The organism is Jiangella rhizosphaerae, assembly GCF_003579925.1.
GTDB lineage: Bacteria > Actinomycetota > Actinomycetes > Jiangellales > Jiangellaceae > Jiangella > Jiangella rhizosphaerae.
The window spans coordinates 35,251-51,315 of sequence record NZ_QUAL01000054.1 but is presented as its reverse complement, the minus strand read 5'-3'; the positions used below and the strand labels follow the sequence as shown (position 1 = coordinate 51,315).

Genomic DNA, 16,065 nt, shown 5'->3' with positions numbered 1-16,065 from the left:
AGCCGTCGCCAGACTCCCCCCGTCCCCCTGGTAGCTGCCCGTTCTGAGCCGCGGGCAGCAGGGGGACGACCAACGCGGCACAAGCCGGCGAACCCCCGGCTCAGGCCTCCAGCTTGTAGCCGAGGCCGCGGACGGTCAGCAGGTAGGTCGGCGCGGCGGGGTCGGGCTCGATCTTCGCCCGCAGCCGCTTCACGTGCACGTCCAGCGTCTTGGTGTCGCCCACGTAGTCGGCGCCCCAGATGCGGTCGATCAGCTGGGCGCGGGTGAGGACCCGGCCGGCGTTGCGCAGCAGCAGCTCGAGCAGCTCGAACTCCTTCAGCGGCAGGCGGACGGTCTCGCCGTTGACGGTGACGACGTGGCGGTCGACGTCCATGCGGACCGGGCCGGCGCCCAGCACGGCCTGGCTCGTCTCGGTGGGCTCGGTGCCGCGGCGCAGCACCGCGCGGATGCGGGCGACCAGCTCGCGCGAGGAGAACGGCTTGGTGACGTAGTCGTCGGCGCCCAGTTCGAGGCCCACGACCTTGTCGACCTCGGAGTCCTTGGCGGTCAGCATGATGACCGGGACGTTGGAGCGCTGCCGCAGCTGGCGGCAGACCTCGGTCCCGGACAGGCCCGGCAGCATGAGGTCGAGCAGTACGAGGTCCGCTCCGCCCCGGTCGAACTCGTCGAGGGCGTCGTCGCCGGTCACGGAGACGGCGACCTCGAAGCCCTCCTTCCGGAGCATGTACGACAGGGCGTCGCTGAACGAATCCTCATCCTCGACGACGAGCACGCGGGTCACGGCGTCTCCTTACCAACTGGCGTATCGAACGCGGACGGTTGCCCGGTTCGGTGCGGGTGCAGCGGCAGCCGCAGGGTGAAGGTGGACCCTGCTCCCTGCACGCTCCACACGCCTACTTCGCCGCCGTGGCTGGCGGCGATGTGCTTGACGATGGACAGTCCCAGGCCGGTGCCTCCGGTGGCCCGGGACCGGGCCGGGTCGACCCGGTAGAACCGCTCGAAGATGCGGTCCAGCTCGCTCTCGGCGATGCCGAAGCCCTGGTCGGTGACGCTGATCTCGACGAGGTCGTCGCGTCGGCGTACGCCGACGGCGACGCGGGTATTGGGAGGGCTGTAGTTCACCGCGTTCTCGACGAGGTTGCCCAGCGCGATGACCAGCTGCTCGACGTTGCCCAGCACCTGCAGCCCCGGCGTGCCGCCGGAGGTGAGCCGGATCTTGTGCTTCTCCGCCTCCACCCGGCTGCGGTCGAGGGCGGCCTCGACCACGCTGTCGACGTCGACGGACTCGGGCGAGGCGACGGGGTCGTCGTACTGCAGCCGGGACAGGTCGATGATCTCCTGGACCAGCCGCGTGAGCCGGGCGCCCTCGCGCTGCATGCGCTCGGCGAAGCGCTGCACCGCCTCGGGGTCGTCCTTGGCGTCCTCGACCGCCTCGGCGAGCAGCAGCAGCGCGCCCACCGGCGTCTTCAGCTCGTGCGACACGTTGGCGACGAAGTCGCGCCTGACCTCGTCGACACGGATCTCGTGGGTGCGGTCCTCGACCAGCGCCAGCAGCAGCTTGCTGTTGAGCGGGGCGACCCGGGCCGACACGTACAGCGTCTGCGTGGTGTCGCGCGAGCGCGGGATCTCGAGCTGGACCTCGCGGATCTGGCCGTCGCGGCGCACCCGCTCGGTCAGCTCGACCAGCTCGGGCACCGCCACGCGGTCGTGCCGGACCAAGCCGAACGCGTATGCCGACGGGCTGGCCTTGACGACGTCGAGGGCGCTGTCGAGCACGATGGCGCTGGAGCGCAGCACGGAGAGGACCTCGTCGACCCCCTCGGGGACGCGCGACGCCCGTGGCGGCTCGGGCGGGTGCTGGGCGCGCTCGCTGGCCTTGAACGCCAGGCCCGCCGCGAGGCCGACCGCTGCGCCGACACACGCGGCCAGCGCTCCGGCTGTCACGGCATCCACATCCACCGATGGTATGTGCCACAGCGGAGTTCATCTCCACTTCAAGACACTTCACGGCGGGATTTCGGCCGCATGTTCACCGAGACTTCGCGGCCCATTCACCTTGCGGCGCAGCCCGTCCATCAATTGCACCTACGCTGATCAGACGGGAGCACCCTGCCCACCCCGAGGACGACAGGATGACGAAGCCAATGCGTGAGGCGTACCACGAGCAGCTCGACGAGGTCAACGGCCGCCTGATCGGGATGATCCGCAAGACCGGCGAGCTGATGGCCCTGGCCACCAAGGCTCTGCTCGAGGCCGACCTCGACGCTGCCGAGCAGGCCATGGCGTCCGACTCCAGCATCAACCGCGACCAGCTCGAGATCGACGAGCAGGTGCTCGAGCTCATGGCCACCCAGGGCCCGGTCGCCTCGGAGCTGCGCACCGTCACGTCCGCCCTGCGCACGACGTCCGACGCCGAGCGCATGGGCGACCTCGCCGTCCACGTCGCCAAGGTCGCGCGGATGCGCTACCCCGACCACGCCGTCCCCGATGAGCTGCGCCAGACCTTCGCCGCCATGGGCCGCGCCGCCTGCGACATGTCGAGCAAGGCCGTCGAGGTGCTGCGCACCCGCGACCTCGACGCCGCCGCGGCGCTGGCGCGCGACGACAACGAGATGGACCGCCTGCACCGGTCGCTGTTCGCCGTGCTGCTCGACGACGAGTGGGACCGCGGCGTCGAGGTGGCCGTCGACATCGCGCTGCTGGGCCGCTACTACGAGCGGTTCGCCGACCACGCGGTCCACATCGCCATCAACGTGCGCTACCTGGTGACCGGCGAGATCGAGTGGGCCGACAGCACGGCCGGCCACTGAAACCGCGCTACCACCGACGGCGCACGGTCCCCTTGGGCCCGGCGACCAGGCTCGCCGCCGGCACGTCGTCGGCGACGATCGCTCCGGCCGCGACCACCGAGTCGCGGCCGATGCTGACGCCGGGCAGGATCGTCGCGCCGGCGCCGATCCACACGTTCTCCGCCACCTCGATCGGCGCTCCGTCGAGGTACTGACGCCGCTCGCCGGGATCCACCGGGTGGCTCATCGTGATGAACGTGGCCTTCGGGCCGACCATGACGCCCGCGCCCAGCCTGATGCCGGCGTAGTCCAGGAACGTGCAGTTCTGGTTGATGAAGACCCGCTCCGCCAGGTCGAGGCGCAGCCCGTGGTCGGTGTAGAAGGGCGGGTAGATCGTGACCCGCTCCGGGAGCGGCCGGCCCAGGATCTGCTCGAACAGCGCCGCCTTGCCCGCCTCGTCGTCGAACGGGAGGACGTTGAGCCGGGAGGTCAGTTCCGTGACCCGCACCACCCGCTCGCTCATCGCTCTGAACTCGGGACCCAGAACACGCTCGCCCCTGGTCAGAAGCTCCGGGTCATGGATCGGCATGATGCGGTCCTTGGGCATTCGACGATTGTCGCGCACCGCCGCTAGTGGTCGGCGGCGCCGTCCCGGGCCGGGGTGAGCGCGTCGCGCAGCCACTGCTCGACGCCCGCCACGTGCACCGTCGCCCACGAGCGGGCGACCTCGGGCTGCCGCGCCCGGATCGCGTCGACGATCGACCGGTGCTCGGCCAGCGTCCGGGCCGTCGCCGCCTCCTGCGTCATGCCCCGCCAGACCCGGGCCCGGTGCGTCGGCCCGGACAGGCTCTCGACCAGCGAGCAGAGGACCGGGTTGCCGGAGCCCTCGGCGATCAGCCGGTGGAACTCCAGGTCGCTGGCGACCAGCTCCTCGACGCCGGTGTCGGGGCCCAGCGGCGCCAGGATCTCATCGAGCTTCGCGATGTCGTCGTCGCTCATCCGGACCGCCGCCATGGCCGCGGCGGCCGGCTCGATGACGCGGCGCACCTCGAGGAAGTGCAGGACGGTGTCGTCGCGGTGGAAGTCGACGACGAACGCCATCGCGTCCAGCAGCAGGTGGGGCGACAGGCTGGTGACGTAGGTACCGTCGCCCTGCCGCACGTCGAGGACGTGGATCAGCGACAGCGCGCGGACCGCCTCACGCAGAGAGCTGCGCGACAGCCCCAGCCGCTCGGCGAGGTCGGCCTCACGCGGCAGCCGGTCGCCAGGGCCCAGCTCGCCACTGACGATCATCTGCTTGATCTTCTCGATGGCGACGTCGGTCACTGCCATGCGTTCGTTCCCCCTCGCTGCGCTGTTCGGACTATACGTCCGACGATGAAGGGCGCCACCAGGTCGAGCCTGGTGACGCCCTTGACGACATGGGGACGCGGGCCTCAGCGGCCCTGGTTCTTGACCGCCTCGATGGCCGCCGCGGCGGCGTCCGGGTCGAGGTACTCGCCGCCCGCGGTGACCGGCCGCATCGACTCGTCCAGCTCGTAGAGCAGCGGCACGCCGGTGGGGATGTTCAGCCCGGCGATGGCGTCGTCGGAGATGTCGTCGAGGTGTTTGACCAGCGCCCGCAGCGAGTTGCCGTGCGCGACGACGGCGACCGTCTGGCCGCGGCGAAGGTCGGGCACGATGGCGTCGTACCAGTACGGCAGGAACCGGCCGAGCACGTCCTCGAGGCACTCGGTGGCGGGCAGCAGCTCGGGCGGCAGGTCGGCGTAGCGGGGGTCGCCGGTCTGCGCGTACTCGTCGCCGGGGTCGATGGGCGGCGGCGGGGTGTCGTACGAGCGGCGCCAGAGCATGAACTGCTCTTCGCCGAACTCGGCCAGCGTCTGCTTCTTGTCCTTGCCCTGCAGAGCGCCGTAGTGGCGCTCGTTGAGCCGCCAGGACCGGCGCACCGGGATCCAGTGCCGGTCGGCGACGTCGAGGGTGATGGTGGCGGTGCGGATGGCCCTGCGCAGCACGCTGGTGTGCAGCACGTCGGGCAGCACACCGCGCGCCTTCAGCAGCTCGCCGCCGCGCCGGGCCTCGGCCTCGCCGGCCGCGGTGAGGTCGACGTCGACCCACCCGGTGAAGAGGTTCTTCGCGTTCCACTCGCTCTCGCCGTGACGGAGCAGCACCAGGCGATAGGTCATGACGGTCAGCTTACGGTGCCGGTTTCAGGTGCTCGAAGGCGGCCAGGTTGCGGGTGGACTCGCCGCGGGACAGCCGCCATTCCCATTCGCGCCGGATGGACGAGGCGAACCCGAGCTCGAGGATGGTGTTGAACGAGGAGTCGGCGGTGTCGAGCACGACACCGAGCAGGCGGTCGACCTCGTCGGGCGTGACGGCGTGCAGCGGGAGCCGTCCGACCAGATAGATGTCGCCGGCGGGGTCGACGGCGAACGCGATGCCGGACAGCCGGGCGTTGCGCTCGAGCAGCCAGCGGAAGACGGCCTCGTGGTTCTCGTCGGGCCGGCGGGCGACGAACGCGTTGACCACCAGGCTGTGGTCGCGGACGGCCAGGCCGCACGACGTCTTCAGCTTGCGGTCGCCGGGCAGCTCGACGGCGAATTCGCCGGGCGCGGGCTCGTCCCACGGCTGCCCGGAGTCGCGCAGATAGGCGCGGACGACCGCGGCGGGACCGTCGTCGGTCGTCATGCCGTCATCACCTCGAGCCCTAGTCAGAAGTCGGGTTATGCAATGAGCACGATCGCTCCCCAGTCGGCTTACGCCCTGGACCGAAGGACTAAGCGTTCAATGACCTTCGGTCACCTAGAGTCCTCGGTATTGCATACCCCTCCGGCCGGTGCCGCAACGCCGTCGTGTAGACGTCGAGCATACGGGCCGCGGTGGCGTCCCAGCCGAACTCGGCCGCGTGCGCCACGGCGCCGGTGGCGAGGCGGCGCAGCCGGTCGCGGTCGCCGATCAGCCCCGCGACGGCGTCGGCCCAGACGGCGGGGTCGTGGCTGTCGACCAGCAGGCCGGAGACGTCGTGGGCGACGGCGGTGCGCAGCCCGCCCACCGCGGCGGCGACGACCGGCGTGCCGCAGGCCTGCGACTCCAGCGCCACCAGTCCGAACGACTCGCTGTAGGACGGGACGGCGGTGAGGTCGGCGGCGCGGTACCAGTCGGCCAGCTCCCGCTGGTCCACCGGCGGCTCGAACCGGACGACGTCGGCGATGTCGAGCCGGTCCGCCAGCCGCGTCAACGCGTGCGGCTCAGCCATGCCCGACCCCGATGGTCCGCCGACGACGGCGACGACCAGCCGCTCGCGCAGCCCCGGGTCGCGCGCGACGAGCAGCGACGCGGCCCGCACCAGCACGTCCGGCGCCTTGAGCGGCTGGATGCGCCCCGCGAACAACAGGACGACGGCGTCGGCCGGCAGCCCCAGCCGGGAGCGGGCGGCGGCCGCCGGGCCGGGCGCGAAGACGTCGAGGTCGACGCCCGGCGGGACGGTCGCGACCCGGGCGGGGTCGGCGCCGTACAGCTCGACCAGCTGGGCGGCCTCGTCGTCGGTGCTGGCCACCAGCATGTCGGCGGCCGCGACGACCTGCTCCTCGCCGAGCTCCCGCTCGCGCGGCTCGGGCTGTTCGCCGTCGGCCAGTGACAGGTTCTTCACCTTGGACATGGTGTGCATGGAGTGCACGAGCGGGACGCCCCAGCGGCTGGTCGCCAGCCAGCCGACGTGGCCGGAGAGCCAATAGTGCGAGTGGACGAGGTCGTACGAGCCGGGCGGGCGCTTCGCCTCGGCGCGCAGCACACCGGACGTGAACGCGCACAGCTGCGCCGGCACCTCGGCGACCGGGAGCAGCTCGTACGGTCCGGCGGCGACGTGCCGGACCAGGACACCCGGCGCCGTCTCGACCACCGGCGGCTGCTCGGCCGCCGTCGCCCGGGTGAACACCTCGACCTGGACGCCCAGACCGGCCAGCCGGCGGGCCAGCTCGACGACGTAGACGTTCATGCCGCCGGCGTTGCCGCCACCGGGCTGGTCGAGCGGTGAGGTGTGGACGCTGAGCATCATCACCCGGCGTGGTGTGCGCGTGCCCGACATCACAGTTCGCACAACCGGCTGCGGCGACCGCCGATTCCCTGGCACAGTGAGCGCCCTCGCTCGATAACTCCCGATTCAGCTCGATAAACGCGAAAAGCCCGAGACATCTGTGCCACCGATACCGAGTCGTGATGGAGATTGCCGCCTCATTACGGCAACCTGGTCCCGGCTTGGTGAGTCTTCAAGGGTGGGAGCGGCGTCGAGGGGACGTCGTCAGGAGGGGAAGGAACCATCGTGACGCGTGGCAGGAAGGCCGGCGTGGGTGCGCTCATCGCCGTGCTCGCCGTCGCTGTGGTGTCGGCCGTGCTCATCGGCCTGAACCAGTTCGGCCGCGACGAGCCGGCGTCGGCCAGCCCACAGGACTCCGGCCGCTCCGCGACGCTGCCGTCCGAGCAGCCGCCATCGGACACCCCGACCCCGACGGCGACACCCACCCCCACACCGACGGCCACCCCGACGCCGACTCCCACCACGACACCCACGCCCGAGGCTCTGATGGCCGCCGGCGCCAGCGGCGACCAGGTCCGCGAGCTGCAGGCCCGGCTCAAGCAGCTGGCGTGGTACGCGCCCGACATCACCGGCGAGTTCGACGACGTCACCGTCACCGCCGTCTCCGGGTTCCAGGAGAAGCGCGAGCTGCCGGCCACCGGCGCCGTCGACCAGGTCACCTGGGACACCCTCGTCGGCATGACCCGCGAGCCCACCGACGACGAGCTGCACAACCGCCTGACCCCGGGCCCGACGATCCTCGGCCCCGGCGACACCGGCGACCAGGTCCGCGAGCTGCAGGCCAGGCTCAAGCAGATCGACTGGTTCAGCGGCGATGTCACCGACACGTACGGCGACACCACCACCGAGTCGGTCAAGGGCTTCCAGGACAAGCGTGGCTTCCCCGTCACCGGCGAGGTCGACCAGCGCACCTGGGACAAGCTGGTCGAGATGACCCGCACCCCCACCGACGACGAACTGCACAACCGCGAGCCCGAGAACAACGGCGGCAACACCGACGGCCTCGACCCGCGCTGCCTCACCGGCCGGGTGCTGTGCATCGACAAGTCGACGAACTCCCTGCGCTGGGTCATCGACGGCGAGGTCCGCATGACGTTGGACGTCCGCTTCGGCACCGAGCTGACGCCGACCCGCGAGGGCGAGTTCGAGGTGTACTGGAAGTCGCGCGACCACGTGTCGTCGCTCTACGACACCCCGATGCCGTTCGCGATGTTCTTCAGCCGCGGCCAGGCCGTGCACTACTCGCCCGACTTCGCCGCCAACGGCTACAACGGCGGCTCGCACGGCTGCGTCAACGTCCGCGACCGCGATGCTATCGAGTCCCTGTTCGACCAGGTCAACGTCGGCGACGACGTCATCGTCTACTGGTCCTGACGCGCGGGTGCGACGGCGGCCGGGCCCAGCCGGTCGCCGGAACCCCGCCGGCCGTTCGCGCCGCTGGAGCTCTGCCGTCTGAACGGACAGCAGAGCTCCAGCAAGACGATGCATCCCCGAGCAACGGCTTCGCGGGTCCGGGCCGCGCTCAGCCCGTCACCGTCGCGAAGACCACGAGGTTGTCGACGTAGTGGCCGGCCGCCTCGTCGAAGGTGTGGCAGGTGATCAGCCGGAGCTGCCGGTCGGGCACCGGGCCGTAGATCTCGTCGGTGGGGAAGTCCGCCTGGGGCACCCTGCGGCTGCCGTCGACCTCGAACGCCGCGACGGCACCGTCGCTGAGCTCGACCTCCACCCGGTCGCCGGGGCGGAGCCGGGCGAGGCCGGCGAAGACCGCGGGGCCGTCCGGCGAGTCGACGTGACCGGCGATCACGGCGGGGCCGGGCGCGCCGGGGATCGGACCGCCGGCGAACCAGCCGGCCGTCTGCCAGTCTTCCGGAGCGGCCAGCCGGCCGTCGTCGGCGCGGTGCAGCGTCTCCAGCGCGCTGTCGACCCCGATCGCCGGGATCCGCACCCGCACCGGCACGGTGTCGTCGACGGGGATCGGCCGCGGCCCGGTCGCCGGCTCTGACGGCGTGGACACCGTGACCGCACCGGACGGGACGGGCGCAGCCGATCCGCCGCCGGCCGCCCCACCGGCGGCCGGGACCGCGCCGTCATCGGAACCGCAGGCGCCGGCGGCCGCCACCAGCAGGGCAGCGACCACCAGCGCCGTCGCGGTCCGTCTCATGCCGCCCGGCGCACCCAGGCACCGGCCCCGGCGCCGGCACCGGCCAGCAGGAGCACCGCCAGCCCGAGCGTGGCCGCCGGAACCGCGGCGGACCGCTCGGCGTCGAGCCCGCGACCGCCGGTCCGCATCCCACCGGCCGGGGATTCCGGCGTGCCGGTGCTGTCGACGACGCCGATGACGTTCAGCTCGCCGTCGACGTCGAGGACGACGAGGGTGTTGACGCTGCCGGCGGCGAGGTCGACGTCGGTGCTGCCGGTGCCGGCGTCGCTGCTGATCGCCAGGGTCCAGCGGCCGCCGGGCACCTCGGTGTAGTCCGTCGCCGTCCCGAACGTGGTGTCGTCGGCCAGAACCGTCCCGGTGTCGGTCGTGACGGTCACCGACGGGGAGGAGACGGCGGCCGAGATCAGCCGGACCCTGGCCTGACCGGCCGCGGGCGCCGTCAGGTCGTCGACGAGGATCCGGCCGGAGAGGTCGGCGTTCATGCCGACCGCGGCCACGGTGATCGCGACGCCGTCCTGGATCTCGACCGCGGCGGTGATCACCGGCTCGGAGTCGGCCGGCGCGCCGGCCGGGCGCATCGCGGCGGTGTACGTCCCGGCGGGCAGCCGCGCGTAGTTGGACACATCGCCGTAGCCGACGTCCTGCAGCTCCAGCACGGACTCGCCGTCGAGGCCGGTCAGGCTGACGTCGACCTCCGGGGTGTCCGGCGACAGGTGCGCCAGCCGGGCCCAGCCCGCGGCCGCCGGCTCCTCGGTGCCCTGGGCGCCGGTGGCGGTGCCGGCGGCCAGGGCGACCACTCCCACGGCCGTGGCCAGTGACATGACGATGCGCTTCATACCGGTCTCCTCTGGGTGTCTCCTACGGTGGATCGGGGAGCAGACCGCGCGGCGCGGCCAGCGAATAGGTGGCGACGACGGTGGTCCCGTCGGTGTCGACCTGCGACGGCGTGAACGGCGGCGGCTGACCCAGCAGCCACAGCGCCAGCCGAGCCGCCTCGTCCTCCGTCGGCAGCCCGCCGAGGACCAGCCGCCGGCGCACCCCGTCCTGCTCGCCCGGCAGCGCCGGCAGCGACACGTCCAGCTGGTGCGTGCCGGACAGCTTGCCCAGGACGATCACCAGCCGCGGGTCGACGCGCCCGGCGGACGCGACGGCGCGAGCGGCGGCGTTGAAGGTCAGAGCGTCGTTGCGCAGCAACTGGCCGGTCGCATAGCGGACGGTGCGCCGGTCGCCGGCCGCCACGGCCTCCGCGACCGCCCGGCCGAGCGGGTGGATCGCCCGGATCTCCACCCGCCCGCCGCCGCTGCCGAACTCCGCCACGACGGTCGACTCGACCAACGCGGTCCGGACGTCGGGCCGGTCGGTGTCGTCGGCACGCAACGCGGGGGTCGACACGATGTAGTCGTAGTGGGTCCAGCCCGGCGGCCGCGGCTCGAACGTCCGGCGTGCGGGGACGGCGGCGCCGAGCGGCAACAGGTCACCCGGCGCCGTCGCCACGGGAAAGCTGGTGAACGGCAGCACGCCGCCGGCGGAGAACCCGGACCGCAGCAGGTCCTCGCGCATCGTGTGGTCGACCACCAGCCGGGCGTCGCGAGGGACGTTGGCCTCGATCCAGCGCTCGGCCTGCGCGACCGGGGCGACGGCGTCGCCGCGCAGCAGCGGCCGCAGTTCACCGGGCCAGGTCGCCGTCACCACCACGATCAGCGCGGCGGCCGCCGTCGCCGTCATGATGGCCAGCGGCATCGCCTCCGGCCGGCCGCGTACCGTCAGCAGCCGCACGATCAGCCGGTGCGCGGCGGCGGGCACCAGCAACGCCGCCAGTGGCACCGCCGCGATCGGCAGTGCGACGGCCGCGGACCCGCCGGGCACCACGATGAGCAGCGCCAGCGTCAGCAAGGCACCCGCCGCCGGGCGCAGCGGCCGGAACAGCAGCGCCGCGGCCGCCGCGGCCGGCCCGACCGCCACCAGCACCGGATCCAGCGACCAGAGGTGTTCCGGTGCCTCACCACCCCGGACCGGCCCGGCCAGCGAGAACAGCACGTACACGTAGCCCCCGGCGGCCGTCGCGGCGGCCAGCCCGCCCAGAGCCAGCCGCCACGCGCGCGCCGTCACCTGCTGCCACATCGTCCACACCACGAACGGCGCGACCACGACGAAGGTGGCCTGCGTGAGCACGGCCAGCAGGACGGCGACGCCGGCGGCCGGGAACGCGACCGGCTGACGGCGGCGCGCCGTCGCCAACGCGAACCCGAGCAGCATCCAGAGCACCGCGACGTTCTCGACCAGAACCATCCGGTGCAGGTACAGGGCCAGCGGCGAGACGGCGAAGACGGCGACGGCGACCGCGGCGGCCGGCCGGGCCACGTCCAGGCGACGCGCCAGCATCCACAGCAGGACCACGCCCAGCAGCTGCACGACCAGCAGCGCCTCACGCCCCGCGGCGACGGCGTGCGCGGCGCGGTCCAGTGCGCCGGCCGGGCCGATCCACGCCGCCAGCTGAGCCAGGCCGAAGTCGGCGGGCAGTGACCAGGCGCCGTCGGCGATCCTCGTGATCGTCTCGCCCTCGACCTCGGTGAACGCGGGCGCGCGAGTCATGCCCGACGAATGCACGAAGCCGGCCAGCACCAGCAGCGGGGCCAGCCAGGCGAAGTCGCGACCGTGCCGGCGGAACCAGGTACGCACCGGCCGTGGCCGCGGCGGCCGCGGCTGCACCGGGATGGGAAGTTGCAGGTCACCAAGGTCCCGCGGCAACGCAGGCAGGGTCGACACGGTGTCGCGCAACGCCGACGCCTCCCCCCGAGGTGTCGCACAGACCTGCGCGCCGGGCCATGGCAGGGCACGCCGAGCCATGATCGCCAGGCAGGTCAGGCTCGCGGTTTCCTGACCATCAGGCGAAAGCGGTGCCTGGTACGTCTTCGGCGGGAGTGTATACCGGAAACGGACTATATGAACCGAATTGTCATCGATTCAGCTGACCGACAGCGGTGATCAGGCCGGCAGGTCGATCACCATGACGGGGTCCGTGGTCGGCTGCGGCGACCCGCCGTCGGGTTCGACGGTGACGCCGAGCCGGTCGACGCCGGTCAGTCCGCGGGCCGTCACCGGGCCGACGTGACCGTCCGGCGGACTGCCCAGCACCCCGGCCGACACCATGCCGCCGTCCTCGTGCATGAGCCAGAGCTGGTACGTGTGCCCGTCCGGCGCGGGGGCCATGCCGTCGCCGATGAACACCGCCACGTCGAGCGAGCGTGCCACCAGCACGGTGCCCTGGCTGTCGCCCTGGCCGACCCTGACCATCTCCATGTCGTCGGCCTCGACCAGCTGCCGCATCTGGGCGCCGATCTGCTGCGACCGGTCCAGCTCGTCCTGCACGTCGTCGAGCCGGATGCCGAGCACGACGATGCCGGCCACGAGCGCCGCGACCAGGCCGGTGGCGACCCGCGGCCACCACCGGCGCAGCACCGGCGCCGGGCCGCCGGCGACCCGGGGCGGCAGCGGCCGCACCTCGGCGATCCGTGTCAGCACCTCCTCGCGCAGGCGCGGCGGCGGCGTGACGGCGGTGGCGGCGCCCAGCCGGGCGGCGGTCTCGCGCAACTCGTCGACCTCCACGCGGCAGTCCGCACACCGCTCGAGGTGCTGCTCGAACCGCCGCGCCTCGTCCGATGGGAGCGCGTGCAGCGCGTACGGCGCGGCCAGCGTGTGGATGCCGGCGTCCACGGGCTTGCTCATCGCGCCACCCCCATGCAGTCGCGCAGCCGCACCAATCCGTCGCGCAGCCGGGTCTTGACCGTGCCGAGGGGCGCATGCAGCAACTGAGCGACCTCGCGATAGGTGTAACCGTCGTAGTAGGCCAGCGCGATCGACTCACGCTGCAGGTCGGTCAGCGTATCGAGGCACCGGCGCACCTGCTCGCGTTCGACGTTCGCCTCGACCTCGTCGGCCACGTGGTCGTACGGCCGCTCGTCGTCGCGCCGGGCCACACGATCCTCGCGGTCGGTGCCGGCCTGCTCGCTGCGGACGCGGTCGACGGCGCGGCGGTGCGCGATGGTGAGGATCCAGCCGCGCGCACTGCCCCGTTCCGGCTGGTATCGCGACGCGGTCCGCCACACCTCGATTAGCACCTCCTGCGCGACCTCCTCGGCCACTGCCCGGTTGCGGACCACTGTCGTCGCGATGCCCAGGACCGGCCCGGCCATGGCGTCGTAGACCTGCTCGAACGCGGCGGTGTCGCCGCGGGCGCAGTGGTCGAGCAGCCGGCCCAGCCGGTCTCCCGGCTCCGGCTCCGGCCCACCGGCCGGTACCGATCGCAGCGTCACCATCGAACGTCCTCCACCGTCATCGTGCACCGGACTGAGGAGTGTTCGGAGCGGGACGGCGTACGGATTGGTCCGTCCCGCCGATTCGGCGCCCATCCGCGGACGGTGCGGTACGAATCCCGAGAGCGCGGTTGGGCCACCAGACGCGCGGGCCGATGTCGTAGGCGAGCGCCGGCACCAGCAGCGACCGCACGACGAACGTGTCGAGCAGAACCCCGAACGCGACCAGGAACGCGATCTGCGCGAGGAACAGGATGGGGATCACCGCCAGCGCCGAGAACGTCGCGGCCAGCACCAGCCCGGCCGAGGTGATGACACCGCCGGTCACCGCGAGGCCGCGCAGCACGCCCGGCCGGGTGCCGATGCGGCCGGACTCCTCGCGGACCCGGCTCATCAGGAAGATGTTGTAGTCGATGCCGAGCGCCACCAGGAACACGAACGCGAACAGCGGCACGCCGGGGTCGGCGCCCGGCCAGCCGAAGACGTGGTCGAAGACCACTCCGGCCACGCCGAGCGTCGCCGCGAAGCTCAGCACGACGGTGAGCACCAGCAGCACCGGCGCCAGCACGGAGCGCAACAAGAAGACGAGCACCAGCAGGATCACGGCCAGCACCACCGGAATGATCAGCGTCCGGTCGCGGGCCGAGATCTCGTTGGTGTCCAGCAGCTCCGCCGTCCGGCCGCCCACCAGCACGCCGGTCCCGACGTCGTCGAGTGCGGCACGCAGCTCGCGGACGGTGCTGACGGCGGCGTCGCTGTCGGCGGTGTCGGCGAGGGTGAGCTCGAGCAGCGCGCGGTCGCCGGCGATCTGCGGGTCCGGGGCGTTCGCCGCCGGGCTCACGCCGTCGATGCCCGCGGCCACCTCGGCGACCCGCTCGGTGTCGGCGGCGGGGCCGATCACGAGGACGGGCGAGCCGGAGCCGCCCGGGAAGTGCCGGCTCAGCGCCTCCTGCCCCTCGATGGCCTCGACGCGGTCGAGGAACAGCTCGCTCTCGCTGACGCCGTCGGCACGGAACGTCGGCACCAGTGCGGCGAGTGCGAACAGCACCGCACCGACGCCGGCCCACAGCCGCCGGGGCCGGCGTCCGACCAGCCGCGCGACCCGGTCCCACACGCCGGCGTGCTCCGGCGCCGCCGACCCGTACCGCGGCCGGAACGGCCAGAACGCCGCCCGGCCGAGCAGCACCAGCACGGCCGGCAGGAAGGTCAGCGCCACCAGCAGCGAGGCACCGATGCCGATGGCGGCCACGGGGCCCAGGCTGCGGTTGGAGTTGAGGTTCGACAGCAGCAGACACAGCACGCCGGCGATGACGGTGCCGCCGGACGCCACGATCGGGCCGGCCGCCCGGCGCAGCGCCGTCGCCATGGCCTCGAAGCGGCCTCGGTGCTCGCGCAGCTCCTCGCGGTAGCGGGCGACCAGCAGCAGCGCGTAGTCGGTGGCGGCGCCGACCACGAGGATGGACATGATGCCCTGGCTCTGCCCGTTCAGCGTGAGTGTGCCGGCGTCGGCCAGCAGGTAGACCACCCACGACGCGAGGCCCAGCCCCAGCACCGACGACACCAGCACGGCCAGCGGCAGGATCGGGCTGCGATAGACGGCCAGCAGGATCACCAGGACCACGGCCAGCGCCACCACGAGCAGCACGCCGTCGATGCCGGCGAACGCCGCGCCGAGGTCGGCGGCGAACCCGGCCGGGCCGGTCACGTGCACCGCGGCCCCGGCCGCGTCGCCGAGGACGGCGCGGACGTCCTCGACGACGGCGTCGACCTCGGCGCCGCCGGAGGTGTCGATCTGGACGACGGCGGTGAGCGCCTGCCCGTCCTCGGCCGGGATCGGCGGGCTCACCGGCGGGGTGACGCCCTCGAGCACGGCCACGTCCTCGAGCTGGGCCGCGGCCTCGTCGGCGGCCTCCGGCGCCAGCCCGTACGCGTCCTCCCAGACCACGACGGCGGGCAGCACGTCGGCGTCCTGGAACTGCTCGCGTGCGTCGGCGACCTCGGTCGACTCCGCGTCGGAGGGCAGGAACGCGGCGTTGTCGTTCTCCGCGACCTCGCCGAGCCGACCGGCGTACGGCCCGCCGACGGCGCCGACGGCCAGCCAGCCGAGCAGCAGGAGGGCAGGAAGCAACCAGCGCAGGCGGGAGGACATGGCCCACCTTTCTTTCGATGGTCGAGATTCTTGATGGTCGAGATATTACCCGCGAGCGGCCGCGCCACGCTCCCGGTGGGCGACGAGTGCCTCGAGCGCCGCGGTGAGGAACCGGCGCACCACGTCGAGGTCGTGCTCGTCGAACGCCTCGAGCCGGTCCGCCATGTCGGCGGCGAGCGGACCGAAGTAGGCCGGTCCCAGGGCGACGGCCGACGGCTCCAGCCGCAGGAGGACACGGCGGCGGTCGTGCGGGTCGGGTTCGCGACGCAGGTGGCCCGACGCGACCAGCCGGTCGACCAGCGCGGTCACCGACGCCGACGAGAGCCCGAGCTCGTGCCCGATGGCCCCCGCCGTGACGTCGCGGCCCTCGCGCTCGGCCGCCACCAGCACCAGCAGCGCGCGGGCGGCGGAGTGGTCGAGATCGTGGGCGGCGCCGAACCGTCGGGCGAGGTCGGCCATCTCGGCGCCGAGCGTCTGGAGCTGCCGGATGACGGCGTCGGTTCCCGCGTCCCTGGGTCCCGCCTCGCCGGGGGTCTCCGTCGCCATGGGCTCATGGTCGC

16 protein-coding genes are annotated in these 16,065 nt (G+C 72.8%); 2 read left to right on the top strand and 14 right to left on the bottom strand.

Features of this window, described 5'->3' with window-relative positions; all coding sequences use genetic code 11:
* Window positions 1-100 precede the first annotated feature (100 nt).
* Both DY240_RS06900 and DY240_RS06895 read right to left on the bottom strand, forming a co-directional pair.
* Window positions 101-781 (bottom strand): response regulator transcription factor, encoded by a 681-nt coding sequence (locus tag DY240_RS06900; RefSeq protein WP_119659213.1) that lies wholly within the window; start codon window positions 779-781, stop codon window positions 101-103.
* A complete protein-coding gene (locus tag DY240_RS06895; protein WP_119659212.1) occupies window positions 778-1,959 on the bottom strand; it encodes a sensor histidine kinase in 1,182 nt (393 codons plus the stop codon). Before DY240_RS06895 ends, DY240_RS06900 begins: the two co-directional genes overlap by 4 nt.
* A gap of 173 nt (window positions 1,960-2,132) precedes the next feature.
* Here DY240_RS06895 and phoU point away from each other — a divergent pair, with 173 nt between their 5' ends.
* The gene (gene phoU, locus DY240_RS06890; RefSeq protein WP_233552632.1) at window positions 2,133-2,810 is read left to right on the top strand and encodes a phosphate signaling complex protein PhoU; all 678 of its coding nucleotides are present in this window, start codon (window positions 2,133-2,135) and stop codon (window positions 2,808-2,810) included.
* Window positions 2,811-2,817: 7 nt separating this feature from the next.
* On the opposite strand, the gene DY240_RS06885 is transcribed toward phoU, so the two are convergent.
* The 5 genes from DY240_RS06885 to mshA form a co-directional block, all read right to left on the bottom strand.
* On the bottom strand, window positions 2,818-3,396 hold the full coding sequence (locus DY240_RS06885; protein WP_119659210.1) for a sugar O-acetyltransferase: 579 nt from the start codon (window positions 3,394-3,396) through the stop codon (window positions 2,818-2,820).
* A 23-nt stretch (window positions 3,397-3,419) separates the two neighbouring features.
* Window positions 3,420-4,121 carry a FadR/GntR family transcriptional regulator gene (locus tag DY240_RS06880; RefSeq protein WP_119659209.1) on the bottom strand — a complete coding sequence of 234 codons (702 nt, stop codon included), beginning with the start codon at window positions 4,119-4,121 and terminating at the stop codon, window positions 3,420-3,422.
* Window positions 4,122-4,225: 104 nt separating this feature from the next.
* A complete protein-coding gene (locus DY240_RS06875) occupies window positions 4,226-4,972 on the bottom strand; it encodes a phosphoglyceromutase (protein WP_119659208.1) in 747 nt (248 codons plus the stop codon).
* A gap of 10 nt (window positions 4,973-4,982) precedes the next feature.
* Window positions 4,983-5,477 carry a type III secretion system chaperone family protein gene (locus tag DY240_RS06870; RefSeq protein WP_119659207.1) on the bottom strand — a complete coding sequence of 165 codons (495 nt, stop codon included), beginning with the start codon at window positions 5,475-5,477 and terminating at the stop codon, window positions 4,983-4,985.
* 88 nt (window positions 5,478-5,565) lie between these two features.
* Entirely contained in the window at window positions 5,566-6,843 is a 1,278-nt protein-coding gene (mshA, locus tag DY240_RS06865; RefSeq protein ID WP_233552638.1) for a D-inositol-3-phosphate glycosyltransferase, read from the bottom strand.
* A gap of 264 nt (window positions 6,844-7,107) precedes the next feature.
* On the opposite strand from mshA, the gene DY240_RS06860 reads away from it, so the two are divergent.
* The gene (locus DY240_RS06860) at window positions 7,108-8,256 is read left to right on the top strand and encodes a L,D-transpeptidase family protein (protein ID WP_199700975.1); all 1,149 of its coding nucleotides are present in this window, start codon (window positions 7,108-7,110) and stop codon (window positions 8,254-8,256) included.
* A gap of 148 nt (window positions 8,257-8,404) precedes the next feature.
* On the opposite strand, the gene DY240_RS06855 is transcribed toward DY240_RS06860, so the two are convergent.
* From DY240_RS06855 to DY240_RS06825, 7 genes are all read right to left on the bottom strand, one after another.
* Complete coding sequence (locus tag DY240_RS06855; RefSeq protein ID WP_119659205.1) at window positions 8,405-9,043, bottom strand: class F sortase; 639 nt, start codon at window positions 9,041-9,043, stop codon at window positions 8,405-8,407.
* Window positions 9,040-9,879 carry a DUF4397 domain-containing protein gene (locus tag DY240_RS06850; protein WP_119659204.1) on the bottom strand — a complete coding sequence of 280 codons (840 nt, stop codon included), beginning with the start codon at window positions 9,877-9,879 and terminating at the stop codon, window positions 9,040-9,042. Before DY240_RS06850 ends, DY240_RS06855 begins: the two co-directional genes overlap by 4 nt.
* 22 nt (window positions 9,880-9,901) lie before the next feature.
* Window positions 9,902-11,722 carry a hypothetical protein gene (locus tag DY240_RS06845; RefSeq protein ID WP_147375217.1) on the bottom strand — a complete coding sequence of 607 codons (1,821 nt, stop codon included), beginning with the start codon at window positions 11,720-11,722 and terminating at the stop codon, window positions 9,902-9,904.
* 306 nt (window positions 11,723-12,028) lie between these two features.
* Window positions 12,029-12,769, bottom strand: coding sequence for an anti-sigma factor (locus tag DY240_RS06840; RefSeq protein WP_119659202.1), 741 nt, complete (start codon window positions 12,767-12,769; stop codon window positions 12,029-12,031).
* A complete protein-coding gene (sigK, locus tag DY240_RS06835) occupies window positions 12,766-13,359 on the bottom strand; it encodes an ECF RNA polymerase sigma factor SigK (RefSeq protein ID WP_119659201.1) in 594 nt (197 codons plus the stop codon). The genes DY240_RS06840 and sigK overlap by 4 nt, the downstream gene beginning before the upstream one ends.
* 16 nt (window positions 13,360-13,375) lie before the next feature.
* Window positions 13,376-15,505 carry an MMPL family transporter gene (locus DY240_RS06830; protein WP_119659200.1) on the bottom strand — a complete coding sequence of 710 codons (2,130 nt, stop codon included), beginning with the start codon at window positions 15,503-15,505 and terminating at the stop codon, window positions 13,376-13,378.
* 45 nt (window positions 15,506-15,550) lie between these two features.
* Window positions 15,551-16,051: a MarR family winged helix-turn-helix transcriptional regulator gene (locus DY240_RS06825; RefSeq protein WP_199700973.1), complete on the bottom strand. Its 501-nt coding sequence runs from the start codon at window positions 16,049-16,051 to the stop codon at window positions 15,551-15,553.
* Window positions 16,052-16,065 lie beyond the last annotated feature (14 nt).

Bases quoted from the DNA above. Each gene is read 5' to 3' on its own strand.
- phoU (WP_233552632.1), top strand. From the start codon at position 2,133: ATGACGAAGCCAATGCGTGAGGCGTACCACGAGCAGCTCGACGAGGTC.
- DY240_RS06885 (WP_119659210.1), bottom strand. From the start codon at position 3,396: ATGCCCAAGGACCGCATCATGCCGATCCATGACCCGGAGCTTCTGACC.
- DY240_RS06880 (WP_119659209.1), bottom strand. From the start codon at position 4,121: ATGGCAGTGACCGACGTCGCCATCGAGAAGATCAAGCAGATGATCGTC.
- DY240_RS06875 (WP_119659208.1), bottom strand. From the start codon at position 4,972: ATGACCTATCGCCTGGTGCTGCTCCGTCACGGCGAGAGCGAGTGGAAC.
- DY240_RS06870 (WP_119659207.1), bottom strand. From the start codon at position 5,477: ATGACGACCGACGACGGTCCCGCCGCGGTCGTCCGCGCCTATCTGCGC.
- mshA (WP_233552638.1), bottom strand. From the start codon at position 6,843: ATGATGCTCAGCGTCCACACCTCACCGCTCGACCAGCCCGGTGGCGGC.
- DY240_RS06855 (WP_119659205.1), bottom strand. From the start codon at position 9,043: ATGAGACGGACCGCGACGGCGCTGGTGGTCGCTGCCCTGCTGGTGGCG.
- DY240_RS06850 (WP_119659204.1), bottom strand. From the start codon at position 9,879: ATGAAGCGCATCGTCATGTCACTGGCCACGGCCGTGGGAGTGGTCGCC.
- DY240_RS06840 (WP_119659202.1), bottom strand. From the start codon at position 12,769: ATGAGCAAGCCCGTGGACGCCGGCATCCACACGCTGGCCGCGCCGTAC.
- sigK (WP_119659201.1), bottom strand. From the start codon at position 13,359: ATGGTGACGCTGCGATCGGTACCGGCCGGTGGGCCGGAGCCGGAGCCG.
- DY240_RS06830 (WP_119659200.1), bottom strand. From the start codon at position 15,505: ATGTCCTCCCGCCTGCGCTGGTTGCTTCCTGCCCTCCTGCTGCTCGGC.
- DY240_RS06825 (WP_199700973.1), bottom strand. From the start codon at position 16,051: ATGGCGACGGAGACCCCCGGCGAGGCGGGACCCAGGGACGCGGGAACC.